Here is a 13,869-nt window from a genome sequence, read left to right as displayed (position 1 = left end):
AAAAGTACAGAGCATGGGAAGGCGCCGATGACGCAAACCGAAGCGCTGCCGCCAAGCCTGATCGTCATTCCGTGCCTGAATGAGGCAGCCCATATCGGCGCGTTGCTCGAGCAGCTCAGGCCGGCAGCTCTAAGGCTCGGCGCCCGCATCGTCGTTGCCGATGGCGGCAGCACCGATGGTACTTTGGCCATTGTCGAAGCGGTTGCGGCCAAGGACCCTCAGGTCGTCCTCCTGCACAACCCAAAACGTATCCAGAGCGCGGCGATCAATCTCGCCGTCGCCAGCCTCGGTGACCGCGCCGAATACCTGATCCGCATTGATGCCCATGGCGGCTATCCCGCCGATTATTGCGACCGGCTGGTCGAGGAGGCGCTCGCCACTTCAGCCGATTCGGTCGTCGTCTCGATGCTGACCAGCGGCAGCGGCGCGGTGCAGAAAGCGGTCGCGGCGGCGCAGAATTCCAAGCTCGGCACCGGCGGCTCCAAGCACCGGCACCTCTCGGCCGGCGAATGGGTCGACCACGGCCATCACGCGCTGATCCGGATTTCGGCCTTCACCGCGGTCGGCGGCTATGACGAGAGCTTCAGCCACAATGAGGATGCCGAACTCGACTACCGGCTGCGCCAGGCTGGCTACCGCATCTGGATGAGCGGCAAGACGCAGATGGTCTACTATCCGCGTTCGTCGCTGAAGGGCCTGTATTTCCAATATCTCGGCTATGGCCGCGGCCGCGCCAAGAATGTGCTCAAGCACCGAATGATCCCGAAAGTTCGGCAGATGATCCCGCTGCTGGTGGCGCCGGTCGTCCTTCTCGCGGTATTTTCCTTTATCCACTGGCTGGCGGCGGTGCCGCTGCTGGTCTGGACTTCGGTCTGTCTGGGCTACGGCGCTGTGACCGCCATCAGCCAGCGCAGTCCCAACAATGTGCTGGCGGGCATTTCGGCGATGGTCATGCATTTCGGCTGGTCGCTCGGGTTTTGGCTGCAACTGCTCGGCTCGCGATCGCAGCGCGGGGTGGCATGATGGTCGCCGACAGCCGCCGAATCGACATCTGCGTCTGCACGTTCCGGCGGCCGGAACTGGCCGACACGCTGCGGTCGCTCGCTGCCATGGATATGCCTGCCGGTTTCGGCATCGGCGTCATCGTCGCCGACAATGACGACGAGCCGACCGCCGAGCCGCTGGTGACCGCGCTGGCGAGCGAATTGAAGCTCGTGGCCCGCTACCGGCACGCTCCGGCGCGCAACATCTCGGTTGCCCGCAACGCCTGTCTTGATGCCAGCACGGCCGATTTTGTCGCCTTCATCGACGACGATGAAACCGCTTCCCGGCAATGGCTGGCCGAACTGATTGCTATCGCGGAGACAAGGGGCGCCGAGGCCGTGCTCGGTCCGGTGCGGGCGCTCTACCGCCCGGATGCGCCGGACTGGATGCGCAAGGGCGATTTCCATTCGACCTTGCCGGTCTGGGTGCAGGGCGAAATCCGCACCGGCTACACCTGCAACGTCCTTTTGAGGATGAGCGCCGACAGCTTGCGCGACCGTCGTTTCAGCCTGGCGCGCGGCCAGAGCGGCGGCGAGGACACCGAATTCTTCAACCGCATGGTCAAGGCAGGCGGTCGCATCGCCTTTGCGCCGGAGGCGTGGGTCGAGGAAGTCGTGCCGCGTTCGCGAGCCGCTTTCGACTGGCTGCGCCGCCGCCGCTTCCGCTTCGGCCAGACGCACGGCCACCTCATCGGCCATGACGCAGGCGTGATAGAGCGTGCGAAGGCTGTCGGCCTTGCCTCGGCCAAGGCCGTCTATTGCTTCGGCATGGCGGCGTTGACCGCGATTAGCCCGGTCCGCCGCAACCGCAGCGTGCTGCGCGGCATCATGCATGTCGGCGTCGTCAGCGGCCTGGTCGGTATCAGCGAAATTCGCCAATACGGACTGTCTTCCCCGCAGCAAGGAGGCAAGCGTGCAGCCTGACGTCTCCTTTGTCATCGCAGCCTACAATGCCGCGGCCACGCTCGACCGGGCGATCGCAAGCGCCATGGCCCAGCGCGATGTCAGCGTCGAAATCATCGTCGCCGACGACCAGTCGCGCGACAACACGCTCGACGTCGCAAGAGCCTATCCAAAAAATGTCGTCAAAGTGGTTGCGCTGCCGGCAAATCGTGGCCCTGGCGGCGCCAGGAATGCCGGGCTCGAACTGGCTTCCGGCCGCTGGGTCGCGGTGCTCGATTCCGACGATGCCGTCCTGCCCGGGCGGCTTTCTGCCATGATCGCGCGGGCCGAAAGCGCGGGCGCTGTGATCGCCGTCGACAACCTCCAGGTGGTGCGCGAGGACGGCATTGCCGAAGCGACGATGTTTCCCGCCAAATATCTGGAGGGCCTGCGTGAAATCACGCTCGCCGACTACATCGCTGGCAACATCGTTTTCGAATCCACGTTCAACCTTGGCTATCTCAAGCCGATCTTCCAGCGCCGTTTCCTGATCGAAAACGGGCTTCGCTATGATGAAAGTCTGAGCATAGGCGAGGATTACATCCTGCTCGCCAACGCGCTGGCCAAGAGCGGAAAATGCGTCGTCGAGCCGACGACCGGCTATATCTACCACATCCGCACGGGCTCGATCTCGCGCGTGCTCGAGCTTCACCATATCGAGGCGATGCGCAAGGCCGACGCGGTCTTCGCCGAGACCAATTCCATGGACGCTGCTGCTGCGGCCGCCTTCGCCAAACGCGCCCGCAGCCTGCGCAAGGCGGCATCGTTCCTGTCGCTGGTCCAGCACATCAAGGCGCGTTCGCCGTTGAAAGCGATACGCACCGCGCTAAGTGATCCGGCGGCTGTCAGGCACATGTCGATGCCGATCGCCGTCCGCCTCAAAAGGGTGGCGGCGCAGTTTGCTGTCGGCGCGGAGTAAGGAGGGCGAGTACATGAAGACGTTTGTTCGTGGCCTGCAACAGGCTGAAATCGATCTGCTCAGAAGGAATTTGCGATGAAGAAAATCAGGAAGGCAGTCATCCCTGTGGCGGGGCTTGGAACACGGTTCCTGCCGGCAACCAAGTCGATTCCGAAGGAGATGCTGCCCGTGGTCGACCGGCCGGTCGTCCAATATGCGGTGGACGAGGCCTTCGAAGCCGGCATCGAGCACATCGTGTTCGTCACCGGCCGCAACAAGGCTGTCATCGAGGACTACTTCGACCTGCACCCCGAACTGATTGGAACGCTCGAACAAACCGGCAAGAAGACCCAGCTGGAGGCGCTCGAAAGCATGCTGCCCGTGGCCGGCGCCACCAGCTTCATCCGCCAGCAGTCGCCACATGGTCTCGGCCATGCGGTGTGGTGCGCACGCGAAGTCATCGGCGACGAGCCCTTCGCCCTGCTGCTCCCCGATATGGTGTCGTTCGGTCGCCGAGGTTGCCTGGCTGAAACAGTCGATCTCTATCAGCAGACCGGCGGCAATGTGATCGCCGTCGAGCGCTGTGATCCCAGCGAGACCAGCAAATACGGCATCGTCGGGCGCGGCGCCGAGACAGGCAGCGGCTTCGAGGTGACGGCCATGGTCGAAAAGCCGGCGCCGGCCAATGCGCCGTCGAACTATTACATCAACGGCCGCTACATCCTGCAGCCCGAGATCTTCTCGCTGCTGGGCAACCAGCAGCGCGGCGCCGGCAACGAAATCCAGCTTACCGATGCCATGGTGCGGCTGGCGAAAAGCCAGTCTTTCTTTGCCCAGCCTTTCAATGGCCGCATGTTCGACTGCGGCTCCAAGGAAGGCTTCATAGAGGCGACCATCGCCTTCGCGCTGGCGCGCGACGACATGAAGGGACCTGTGCTGGAAATGCTGCAGGCGTTCGTGCGGTCGCATGAGCGTCAGGAAGTGGCCGCATAATGCCCATCTTTCGAGGGCATATGCGTTTGGACGATGGCGCGGCTCATGCCTGCACGCCTGGCCGCTCAGGCCCGGCGCCGGATGGCATGAAGCTTGCGTTGCATATCTTGCCCCCGATCTCCGCAGCTTCGGACGAGGTGGGACCTGACCCGTCTCGCTCCGGCGCCTGTAACCTAGAATTGGATCGAAGATGAATTATGCAAGCTTTCCTCTCGACAAGAGGATGCCATTGCCCAACCCCGATCAGGAAAAGGGTGAAGACTTCATCGACGTCGAGCGCCTGCTTGGCATGGCGGCGCGTCAGGTCAAGGTGGTGGCGGTCTGCGCCATCATCGGCCTGTTCCTGGGGTTGCTCTATCTGCAGACCACGCCCAAGCAATACATGTCGGTCGCCAGCGTGCTGATCGACGAAGGCCTGAACAAGGTCATCGACGACATCTCGGCTGCATCCGTCACCATGCAGACCGACGCCGCCCTGCTCAGCCAGATCGAAATCATCACCTCGGCGCGGCTGGCCTCGGTGGTGGTCGACAAGCTGAAACTCGACCAGAACGCAGAGTTCATGAACCCGCCGCAATCGGCGCTGGTCAAGGGCATCGGCTTCGTGCGCGGCGTGATCGGCTATTTCCGCTCAAGTTCCGCCGAGCAGATTCCCGGCATGGAAAACGTCGATGAGGCGACACGCCAGGCCATGATGCAGACGGCGCGCCACGACTATGCCGTGCTGAAGCTGCAGAGCGAGGTGCTGGCGCAGCGCAACGGCCGCTCCTATGTGCTCGCCATCGGTTACCAGTCGACCAATCCGGCGCTCGCCACCGCCATCACCAAGGCCTATGCCGACGCCTATCTCGCCGACCAGCTCAATGCCAGCTTCGACGCCACCGAGCGCGCTGCGGTCTGGCTGCAGGGCCGGCTGACCGAGCTTCGTCAGAACTCACAGGCGGCCGCTATGGCGGTCGAGAAATTCAGGGCCGAGCATGGTCTGGCCGCCAACAGCGACGGCCAGCTGATCAGCGACAAGCAGATTGCCGATCTCACCGCGCAACTGATCGTCGCGCAGGCCGATACGGCGCGCGCCAGCGCCCGCTATCAGCAATACAAGACCATCGTCGAAAGCGGCTCGGACAATGCCTTCAACGATTCCGCCATCTCAAGCGATCAGCCGGCAAGCTCCGTCATTGCAACGCTCAAGACCCGCTATCTCGCAGTGGCCAAGCGGCTGCAGGACGTGACGGCCAATTTCGGCGCCGACCATCCGCAGGCGGTGGCGCTGGCCAAGGAAAAGGCCGACCTGTCGACCCAGATTTTCGGCGAGTTGAAGCAACTGACCGAAAGCTATCGCAATGAATATGAAGTCGCGCTTTCACGCGAGACCTCACTGAGGCAGAAGATCGCCGACGCGGCCGGCAAGAGCTCCATCGACAACCAGAGCCAGGTCAAACTGCGCGAACTCGACCAGCAGGCGCAGGCGCTGACCACGCTCTACCAGACCTTCCTTAGCCGCTACGAGGAGGCCTCGCAGCAGCAATCCTTCCCGGTCGGCAAGGTCCGCATCATCTCGGATGCCTCAACGCCGCTTTCCGCCTCAAGCCCGCGCACCTCCAGGGTGCTGGCGCTGTCGCTGGTGCTTGGCGTGCTGCTTGGCGCCGGCTTCGGTGGCCTGAATGAGTTCAACGAGCGCTTCTTCAGGACCGGCGAGGACATTCGCGATCGCGTCGGCCTCAAATTCCTCGGCTATTTGCCGATGATCGGCGGCAGGCTCGGCAAGGACGCCGACGGCGGTGCGGCGGATGCCAAAGGCGCCAACACATTGTCGGCGGCCGAGAAACGGGCGCGCATGCGGGTCAGCGTCGATGCGCCGGCATCGATGTTCTCCGAAACGCTGCGCAACGCCAAGATCGCCTTCGACGTCGTCATGGAAGGGCAAGGCAGCCGGGTCATAGGCGTGGTCTCGGTCCTGCCCGGCGAGGGCAAGTCTACGGTCGCCGCCAATCTCGCCGGATTGCTGGCCGCCAACGGCTCGAAGACGCTTTTGATCGACGCCGATCTGCGCAATCCTGGCCTCAGCCGCAACCTCGGCATGGAGGCCGAGCAGGGGCTGATGGAGGCCGTGGTCAACGGCCAGACCTGGCAGTCGGTCGGCAAAGTCGACCGCCAGACCAAGCTGGCGATCATCCCGGCCGTGCTGCGTGGGCAATTCTCGCATACCAGCGAGCTGCTGTCGTCGGCCGGCATGCGGCGCTTCATCGACAACGCCAAGGAGACGTTCGAGTACATCATCGTCGACCTGCCGCCGCTCGGCCCCGTGGTCGACGCCAAGGCGTTTGCGCCGCTGGTCGACGGCTTCGTGCTGGTTGCCGAATGGGGCCGCACGCCGCGCGCCATGGTGCGCTCGCTGCTGGAGCAGGAACCCTACGTCGCAAGCAAGGTCGTCGGCGCCGTGCTCAACAAGGTCGATCTGAAGAAGCTGCCGAAATACGGCTCGCTCGGCGGCTCGGAAAAGTTCTTCGACCGCTATTCGACCTACTATCTGGAGAAATCGGACGTGCGGGCCAAGACCGCCGCCTGAACGGAGCGCGATCCTGAAAAGGAGCGTGACCCGGAAAAGCGGATCCGGTTTTCGGAAAAGATCACGCTCAAACGAAGAAGCACGGCAGGTCAGGAAAAGATCAGCTTGCCGAATTTACCCGCGATCCTGAGCGCTGTCAGCCGGCCGCTTCGAAACGCGCCGGTGTCGATGCCGAGCCGGCGCCCGTCGAGCCTGGGAATATCGACCGGCGTGTGCCCGTGCACCACAAAGCGGTCGAGCAGATGGGCGGCGTTGAAGAACTCGTCGCGGATGTTGAGCAGGTCCTGCTCATCCTGTGCGACCAGGTCGATACCCGGCCTGATGCCGGCATGGACGAAAACGAATTTATCCGAACAGAGCAGCACCGGCAGGCTGCGCAGAAAGTCGATATGGCTGGCCGGAATGACTTCCTTCACGCGCCGGTCGACCTCGTCGCTCGAGGCATAGAGGCTGGCAAGCCGCGCCGGATCGACCCCATAGGAAAACAGCGTCTCGCGGCCGCCGACCGCCAGCCAGCGGTCCCGCGACAGATATCCGTCGAGATAGTTCAGCATCGCCACTTCGTGGTTTCCCGCCAGGCAGACGCGCAGGAACCCTGTTGGCGGTAGCGCCAAGACATGGTCGAGCACGCGCGCCGATTGCGGCCCGCGATCGATATAGTCGCCGAGCATGACGATAATCTTGCGGCCGCGAAATTGCAGCGCGTCGAGCTGGATCTTCTGCTCCAGCGACAGCAATTCCTTGTAGCAGCCATGCACGTCGCCGATCGCGTAGACGACGGTGTCGTCCATATCCATTTCCAGGCGCTCGCGCGGCGCCGGCCGGGGGGGCCTGGATCGCTGGAACAACGCCACTGGGGCCGTCAGACCCCGATGCCGCGGGCTTTGAGCGCCGCGGTGATCTCGTCAAGAATGGCGGGATCGTCGATGGTCGCCGGCATCGTCCATTCTTCCTTGTCGGCGATCTTCTGCATGGTGCCGCGCAGGATCTTGCCGGAGCGCGTCTTGGGCAGGCGCTTGATCGTCACCACGGTCTTGAAGGCCGCGACCGGGCCGATCCGTTCGCGCACCAGCCCCACCACTTCGCCTTCGATGGCAGCGGTATCGCGCGACACACCGGCATTGAGCACGACGAAGCCGAGCGGGACCTGGCCCTTCATAGCGTCAGCGACGCCGATGACGGCGCATTCGGCAACATCGAGATGCGCTGAAAGCACCTCCTCCATGGCTCCGGTCGACAGCCGGTGTCCGGCGACATTGATGATGTCGTCTGTGCGCGCCATGACATAGAGGTAGCCGTCGTCGTCGATCATGCCGGCATCGGCCGTCTTGTAGAAGCCGGGAAATTCCTCGAGATAGGCTTGCCGGAAACGCTCGTCGGCATTCCACAGCGTCGGCAGGCAGCCGGCCGGCAGCGGCAGTTTCACCGCCACATTGCCAAGTGTGCCGCGCGGCACTTCATGGCCGGCATCGTCGAGCACGCGAATGTCGTAGCCCGGCATCGGCACGCCGGGCGAGCCGTATTTCACCGGCAGCAGGCCGAGGCCCGCCGGGTTGATGGTCATCGGCGAGCCGGTCTCGGTCTGCCACCAATGATCGACCACCGGCACGTTGAGTTTCTGCTCCGCCCATTTGATGGTTTCCGGGTCTGCGCGTTCGCCGGCCAGGAACAGAATGCGGAATTTCGACAGATCGTATTTCGGCACGAATTCGCCCTTGGGGTCCTGCCCCTTGATGGCGCGGAAGGCCGTCGGCGCGGTGAACAGCGCGACCACGCCGTGTTCTGCGATCACCCGCCAATAGGTGCCGGCGTCGGGTGTGCCGATCGGCTTGCCCTCGAACAGCACGCTTGTCGCACCATGCAGCAGCGGTCCGTAAACGATGTAGGAATGGCCGACCACCCAGCCGACATCGGAGGCCGCCCAGAATACTTCGCCCGGTCTGACGCCGAACTCGTTTTCCATCGTCCATTTGAGCGCGACCATGTGGCCGCCATTGTCGCGCACGATGCCCTTAGGCTGGCCGGTCGTGCCGGAGGTGTAGATGATGTAGAGCGGGTCGGTGGCGAGCACCGGAACGCAATCGACGTTGGCGCCCGCGGCGCGCTCGCGGGCAACGGCGTCGGCAAAATCGATATCGTAATGCTCCCTCAGATCGCAGCGCAGCTGGTCGCGCTGCAGGATCAGGCAGGCGTCCGGCTTGTGGCGGGACATTTCGATCGCCTTGTCGAGCAGCGGCTTGTAGGCCACGACACGTCCAGGCTCCAGGCCGCAGGACGCGGAGATGACCAGCTTCGGCTTGGCGTCGTCGATGCGGGTGGCGAGCTCGTGCGAGGCAAAGCCGCCGAACACCACCGAATGCACCGCGCCGATGCGGGCACAGGCAAGCATCGTGACCGCCGCTTCGGCCACCATCGGCATGTAGATGATGACGCGGTCGCCTTTGTGAATGCCACGGTTCTTGAGCACCGAAGTCAGCGCTACCACTTCGCGCTTCAATTCGGCATAGGTGAATTTCTTGACCGTGCCGGTGATCGCGCTGTCGTAGATAAGTGCGATCTGGTCGGCGCGGCCGCTTGCGACATGGCGATCGAGAGCGTTGAAGCAGGTGTTGCAGCTGGCGCCGTTGAACCAGCGCCCGTAAACGCCCGCCTTGGCATCGAAGACGCTGGTCCACGGCGAATACCAGTCGATCGCCTCGGCGGCAGCGGCCCAGAATTGTTCCGGGTCGCGTTTCCAGCCGTCATAGACCTCGTGGTAGCGTGACGCCATTCATCCCTCCTCGGGAAAACTCTCTATCTTGCAATAGCCTATGCGGGTTTTCCCGGCCACGTCTTTCCCCAAATGCCATGTCTTTCCCGAAATTTGGGGCTTGGCCGATCTCGCCTTGGCCATAAATTGCAGGCACCATGGCCGGGTTTGAAATCGGGGCAGGGCGCGCAATGACGGTACGATACGGGGTTGGATCTGCCGTTGGAGCAGCGCTGCTGTTGACGATCGTTTCCGCCGCCCAGGCCGGCGATGCCGCCGCGCGGCGGATCATCGGCTTTTCCCCCGACGGCAAATATTTCGCCTTCGAGCAATATGGCGAGCTCGACGCTGCCGTTTCCGGCTGGTCGCAGATCGACATCATCGACACAAGCACAGACGAGTTCGTCGGCGGCAAGCCGATCCTTGTCCTCGATGAATCGGAAGAGGCGACCACGACGGTGGAGCAGGCACGGGCGCAGGCCGCAAAGCAGGCCGCGCCAATCCTGGCCAAATACGGCATCGCCGAGCGCGGCACGCGCACGGCCTCCGACAGGTTCACCTTCCCGGACGACACGGTCGAGTACAACGACATCCCCCGCCTCGAGCAGGCCGCGCAGAAATGGCTGTCGCCGTTCTATGGCGAAACACTGATTTCGACCATCCAGCTCGATGAGATCCTTGCCGACAGCAAGGAGGATTGCTTGGCAAGCTTTGATGACGCCAAGCCAAGCGACCAAGTTCTTCCGGGCGACAAGACACTTCAGGGCGACAAGACACTTCAAGGGGACAAGGCGGGCAAGGCGCGCGGCTTCCGCCTGTCGCTGCAGGGGCAGGACGGCAAGCCGTTCAAGGTCATGCACGAGGACAAGGCCGTGCCGGGCTCGCGCAACTGCCCGACTTCCTACAGCCTGTCGGAATCCTACGAATACACCCCGCCCGGCAGGCCGGCGGTACTGGCCGTGCTGGTGCAGCGCTTCAGCCAGGGCTTCGAAGGACGCGACCGCCGCTTCATCGCCGTAACCGGCCAGGCACGCTAAGCCGCGGCCCGTCTTGTGGCAGGCAGAAAAAGCTCATGCGCCCGGAGAAAGCAGGGCGTTCGTGTCGGATATCAGTCTTAAAGCGGCAAGGCCGCCAGCATCAGCCCGACGCCACCCGCAATCAATATGGCGGCTGCCAACGCTTTTCGATGACGTTCGAACGCGGTCGGCGCCCGCTCCCAATTGTAACGCATACCCAATGCTCTCCCAAAACCCCGCGACTGCATAGCTTACTTTAGGTAAGAAAAGCAAGACCTTGACCCTGCGAGATAGCCGGCTTGACGGCTTGCGGCGGTGATTACCAGCTGCAATCACCGACTATTTCTGGGGTGCTTCCCTGTTTTAAGACCCGCCGTCTTCGGTTGCGTGTGTCGTGAGGATTTTGGCGTTGCCGGATTGCCACAGAACGGTCGGGCCTGCCTGTTCTCCCTCTCGCCCGCGCAATGGACAGACCCGCATCGCCGCGCTATCTGCTCTCCAGGAAAATGGTGGAGGGGCTCCATGGCCCAAATCGGTTCTGAAATGGTTCTGCGGCTGGCGGACGACGCCTCGGTCCAGCATGTCGGCGATGGCGCCGTCGTGCTCTTGGCGCGCAGCGGCCAGCTTTACACCTGCAACGGCACCACCGAAGCCTTTCTCGACAAGGTGGACGGCGCCCGCAGCCTCGACCAGATCGTCGTCCTGTTGTGCGACGAGTTCGAGGTCGACAAGGGCACGCTCGACCAGGACATGGCGGCGCTGGCCGCCGAACTGGTGAGCGAAGGCATTCTCGCCGACCCGGCTCCCTGATGGTGGACGGCGTTCTCCTGCGCGCTTTGTTTCGTGTCCATTTATGGGCAAGCGCGCGGCTGATGCCGATCCTGGTCGGCCGCCGCAGCTTCGAATCGGTGTTGAAATGGGCGCCGCTCAGCGCACCCACCCCTTATCGCGGCCTGTCGTCAGCCTACATCGTCGCTGCCGTCAACCGGACCGTCCGGCACCCCTGGCTGATGCGCGACCGCAGATGCCTGCGCGAGGGCCTGCTCGCCCACCGCTTCCTGCGCTTTGCCGGCTTCGATCCGGATCTGCGCTTCGGCGTCGATCCGAAGTCGATGCAGGCGCCGCGCATGTCTGCCCATTGCTGGGTCTGTCTCGATGGCCGCCCGGTGGTCTCGGACAGCCTCCCCGGCATGGTCCAGATCTATCGCCATCACGCCGATGCCGGAAAGGCGCACGCTGCTTGACCGGTCCGGCGACCACCTTCTGCTATGATCTCCAGGGCCAAGTCATCAGCATATCGGCCTCGCGGGCCGATCTCTGGCCAAGCTTCGACCTCATGCTCGGCACGTTGCGCGTCAGCGGGCCGGCCGAGCCGGGTTTCCGCATCGATATCGTCGAGACGCAGGAGTTAGAGGAATCGCCTGCCGGAAAACTCGCTTTCGACGGCGACGTACCGGAAGACGGCCATTGCCGGCTGATCGACGGTGGCGGCACCGTTCATCTGGTCTTTCCCGGCCTGCAGACCGTCTCGATCAATGCCGATGGAGGCTGGGCCGAGATACGAGTCCATCCCGATGCCAAGGTCAAATGGACGGTGCTGATGATGGTGCTGGATGCAGCACTTGATGCCGGCGACCAGCACATGCTGCACACCGCCGGCCTGACATTGCCCGGCCGCGAGGCGCTCGTGCTGATCCATGCGCCGAGCGGCACCGGCAAGTCGACGACGTCGCTGGCGCTGGCGTCGCAAGGTTTCGGCCTGTGCTCGGATGACGCCATGATCCTCAAGGTTTTGGCCGGTGGCGGCATCACGGCCTGGGGCTTGCCGCGCAAGGTGAAGGTCCACCGCCACACCGCGGCAATGCTGCCCTTCGTGGCGCCTTGCCTTGGCGACAAATGGGACGCCAATGGCGAGCAGGCCGTCTCGCTGGAACGTCTCGCCGAGATCATCCGCATCGAGGAAACTGTCGGCAGACCGGTTGCGGCACTGTTTCATCTCGCCCGCTCGGCGGACGCGCAAACCCGGCTCGTGCCCATGACCAGGACAGACGCCATGGTGGCGCTTGCCACCGACAATGTCAGGACCGGCATGACCGGCCTTTTGCCGGCGCAGAAGCGCCGCATGGCAACCATCGCAACGCTGGTCAAAGCCGTCCCGACATTTACCCTGGAAGTCGGCGCGAACCCGGCCGAGGCGGCCCCGCTGATCCGCTCGGCGCTGGCGGCGCGGGACTAAAGCACACTTCAGGCAGAATGCGGCTTTGGCCTGGCGAGGCGCTGGATCCAGCGGAAGGCGTCGCGGCGCAGGCGCGAATGCATCTTGTCCCTGGAATTGACGCCGAGCAGCGTATCGCCGGTGATCAGCCATTTGGCCAAAAATATCGAGAGGTCGGGCTTGATGCGGTCGGCCAGTTCGATCGCGCGCGGTGCATCAAACAGCCGCCCCGTCACATTGAGAACCGTCGCCAGTTCGAGCTCGATGCCGCTGATGCGCGCCGCCTCGAAAAGCCGGTCTTCATCCGCGGGCGACCGCAGCGCGCGCACGCCCTGCAGCACATCGACGCAAAGCTGCAGCCGGTGGAACTTGTGCCCGCCGGCGGCGTGGACAATGGCGATGGTCAGCAGCGCGGCCGGCGTGTCGGCCTCGCTGCCGTCGATGATCTGCAATTCGCGAAAGCCCAGCGACAGCCGCCGCCGCATGCCGGAATCATGCACCAGGTTGCCGTGCAGTTCGATCAGCAGGCTGGTATTCTCCTTCTCCAGCCACTTGAACTCCTGCAGATCCTGCGACTGCGCCTCGCCGCTCCAGAGCTCGAAGCCGCATCCGGCAATCACCGGGTTGGCTTCAATGATGCTGGCCGGCTCGACCAGAATGTCGATGTCGGTGAACGGCCGGTCAGCGGCGTGGCGGTAAAGTTTGCGTGCGAAGACCGGACCCTTGACGATGCGGGCCGGAACATTTTTCGCCGCCAATGCCTTCATGATGCGGTCGCCATGATATTGCAGCAGCATCGATTGGCCGGTCGCCAGCGTCGAGCGATCACGCAGTTCCGACAGCTTTTGCCGCAAGGCTGCGTCCGCAGGCAGTTGGGCGTCGCCGATCTCGCTGAGCTTGCGCAGCATGATGGGAAGCACGCCGTGGAACTCGGCATTGACGAGCAGTGCCAGCAAGCTTTCGGCAGCAACGTCACGGCCAATGGCAGCCGGCGCCTCCGGGTCGGCGAAGGTCAGCAGCAGTTTTTCATCGGCAGGCGCAAGAGATGGCAGCATCAAACCCGGATGACGTTCGCCCACATGAGCAATTCCCGTCCGGAATTGCGTCAAACAACCAACTCAGAGGAGCGTATGTTGCAGAAAAGCATGCATGAAGCCAGCGTGTGGTGGCAGAGCCAGCTCATGAATTGACTTTCCACGGTTTCGGTCCATTCTTTTGCACTGACTGAAAAGGGTGTTTGGAATGGCCAAGAAAAAGTATGAAGCGCCCGTGCTGCGCAAGGCAGGAAAGTTGTCCAGCGTGGTGGCCGGGCCGTCGCTGCCGATACCGCGATAAGACTTCTACGGCTTCGGTTTGGATGAAGCCGGAGCGGTCGGCCGCAAGGCAAGCCGCGCTGCAGGCGGGCAATCTGTCGGCGTGACTGCGGGTAACGGTCCGTCCGGTC

At 63.4% G+C, this 13,869-nt stretch carries 12 protein-coding genes; 9 read left to right on the top strand and 3 right to left on the bottom strand.

The features are described 5' to 3' along the window. Nucleotides 1-27: 27 nt before the first annotated feature. The 5 genes from NKJ75_RS23895 (at nt 28) to NKJ75_RS23875 (ending at nt 6,445) form a co-directional block, all read left to right on the top strand. Entirely contained in the window at nt 28-1,023 is a 996-nt protein-coding gene (locus NKJ75_RS23895; RefSeq protein ID WP_023725858.1) for a glycosyltransferase family 2 protein, read from the top strand. After that, complete coding sequence (locus tag NKJ75_RS23890; RefSeq protein ID WP_196813586.1) at nt 1,023-1,967, top strand: glycosyltransferase family 2 protein; 945 nt, start codon at nt 1,023-1,025, stop codon at nt 1,965-1,967. Before NKJ75_RS23895 ends, NKJ75_RS23890 begins: the two co-directional genes overlap by 1 nt. Then, nucleotides 1,957-2,904, top strand: coding sequence for a glycosyltransferase family 2 protein (locus tag NKJ75_RS23885; RefSeq protein WP_023689993.1), 948 nt, complete (start codon nt 1,957-1,959; stop codon nt 2,902-2,904). The genes NKJ75_RS23890 and NKJ75_RS23885 overlap by 11 nt, the downstream gene beginning before the upstream one ends. A 75-nt stretch (nt 2,905-2,979) precedes the next feature. Then, on the top strand, nt 2,980-3,876 hold the full coding sequence (gene galU, locus NKJ75_RS23880) for a UTP--glucose-1-phosphate uridylyltransferase GalU (RefSeq protein ID WP_023668795.1): 897 nt from the start codon (nt 2,980-2,982) through the stop codon (nt 3,874-3,876). 190 nt (nt 3,877-4,066) lie between these two features. Next, on the top strand, nt 4,067-6,445 hold the full coding sequence (locus tag NKJ75_RS23875; RefSeq protein ID WP_023689994.1) for a polysaccharide biosynthesis tyrosine autokinase: 2,379 nt from the start codon (nt 4,067-4,069) through the stop codon (nt 6,443-6,445). Nucleotides 6,446-6,534: 89 nt separating this feature from the next. Here the strand turns inward: NKJ75_RS23875 and NKJ75_RS23870 are convergent, their stop codons facing one another. After that, nucleotides 6,535-7,236, bottom strand: coding sequence for a metallophosphoesterase family protein (locus NKJ75_RS23870; RefSeq protein ID WP_245265792.1), 702 nt, complete (start codon nt 7,234-7,236; stop codon nt 6,535-6,537). Nucleotides 7,237-7,307: 71 nt separating this feature from the next. Continuing rightward, a complete protein-coding gene (locus tag NKJ75_RS23865; RefSeq protein ID WP_352500277.1) occupies nt 7,308-9,215 on the bottom strand; it encodes a propionyl-CoA synthetase in 1,908 nt (635 codons plus the stop codon). A 218-nt stretch (nt 9,216-9,433) separates the two neighbouring features. Here NKJ75_RS23865 and NKJ75_RS23860 point away from each other — a divergent pair, with 218 nt between their 5' ends. The 4 genes from NKJ75_RS23860 to NKJ75_RS23845 all read left to right on the top strand — a co-directional run bounded on the left by NKJ75_RS23860 (nt 9,434) and on the right by NKJ75_RS23845 (nt 12,446). After that, a complete protein-coding gene (locus NKJ75_RS23860; protein WP_245260048.1) occupies nt 9,434-10,231 on the top strand; it encodes a DUF2259 domain-containing protein in 798 nt (265 codons plus the stop codon). Nucleotides 10,232-10,732: 501 nt separating this feature from the next. After that, the gene (locus NKJ75_RS23855; protein WP_023745210.1) at nt 10,733-11,020 is read left to right on the top strand and encodes a PqqD family protein; all 288 of its coding nucleotides are present in this window, start codon (nt 10,733-10,735) and stop codon (nt 11,018-11,020) included. Then, nucleotides 11,020-11,454: a lasso peptide biosynthesis B2 protein gene (locus NKJ75_RS23850; RefSeq protein ID WP_023745211.1), complete on the top strand. Its 435-nt coding sequence runs from the start codon at nt 11,020-11,022 to the stop codon at nt 11,452-11,454. The genes NKJ75_RS23855 and NKJ75_RS23850 overlap by 1 nt, the downstream gene beginning before the upstream one ends. Beyond that, nucleotides 11,451-12,446: a phosphoenolpyruvate carboxykinase (ATP) gene (locus NKJ75_RS23845; RefSeq protein WP_023745212.1), complete on the top strand. Its 996-nt coding sequence runs from the start codon at nt 11,451-11,453 to the stop codon at nt 12,444-12,446. The genes NKJ75_RS23850 and NKJ75_RS23845 overlap by 4 nt, the downstream gene beginning before the upstream one ends. A gap of 8 nt (nt 12,447-12,454) precedes the next feature. On the opposite strand, the gene NKJ75_RS23840 is transcribed toward NKJ75_RS23845, so the two are convergent. Next, on the bottom strand, nt 12,455-13,480 hold the full coding sequence (locus NKJ75_RS23840) for a nucleotidyltransferase family protein (protein ID WP_023725855.1): 1,026 nt from the start codon (nt 13,478-13,480) through the stop codon (nt 12,455-12,457). Nucleotides 13,481-13,869: the final 389 nt, after the last annotated feature.

This window comes from Mesorhizobium sp. M0058 (assembly GCF_040323095.1).
In the GTDB taxonomy this organism is placed as follows: Bacteria; Pseudomonadota; Alphaproteobacteria; order Rhizobiales; family Rhizobiaceae; genus Mesorhizobium.
This window is presented reverse-complemented; position numbering and strand designations above follow the sequence as displayed.

Coding starts and splice junctions, on each gene's coding strand:
- NKJ75_RS23895 (WP_023725858.1), top strand. CDS start 28: ATGACGCAAACCGAAGCGCTGCCGCCAAGCCTGATCGTCATTCCGTGC.
- NKJ75_RS23890 (WP_196813586.1), top strand. CDS start 1,023: ATGGTCGCCGACAGCCGCCGAATCGACATCTGCGTCTGCACGTTCCGG.
- galU (WP_023668795.1), top strand. CDS start 2,980: ATGAAGAAAATCAGGAAGGCAGTCATCCCTGTGGCGGGGCTTGGAACA.
- NKJ75_RS23875 (WP_023689994.1), top strand. CDS start 4,067: ATGAATTATGCAAGCTTTCCTCTCGACAAGAGGATGCCATTGCCCAAC.
- NKJ75_RS23870 (WP_245265792.1), bottom strand. CDS start 7,236: ATGGACGACACCGTCGTCTACGCGATCGGCGACGTGCATGGCTGCTAC.
- NKJ75_RS23865 (WP_352500277.1), bottom strand. CDS start 9,215: ATGGCGTCACGCTACCACGAGGTCTATGACGGCTGGAAACGCGACCCG.
- NKJ75_RS23855 (WP_023745210.1), top strand. CDS start 10,733: ATGGCCCAAATCGGTTCTGAAATGGTTCTGCGGCTGGCGGACGACGCC.
- NKJ75_RS23850 (WP_023745211.1), top strand. CDS start 11,020: ATGGTGGACGGCGTTCTCCTGCGCGCTTTGTTTCGTGTCCATTTATGG.
- NKJ75_RS23840 (WP_023725855.1), bottom strand. CDS start 13,480: ATGCTGCCATCTCTTGCGCCTGCCGATGAAAAACTGCTGCTGACCTTC.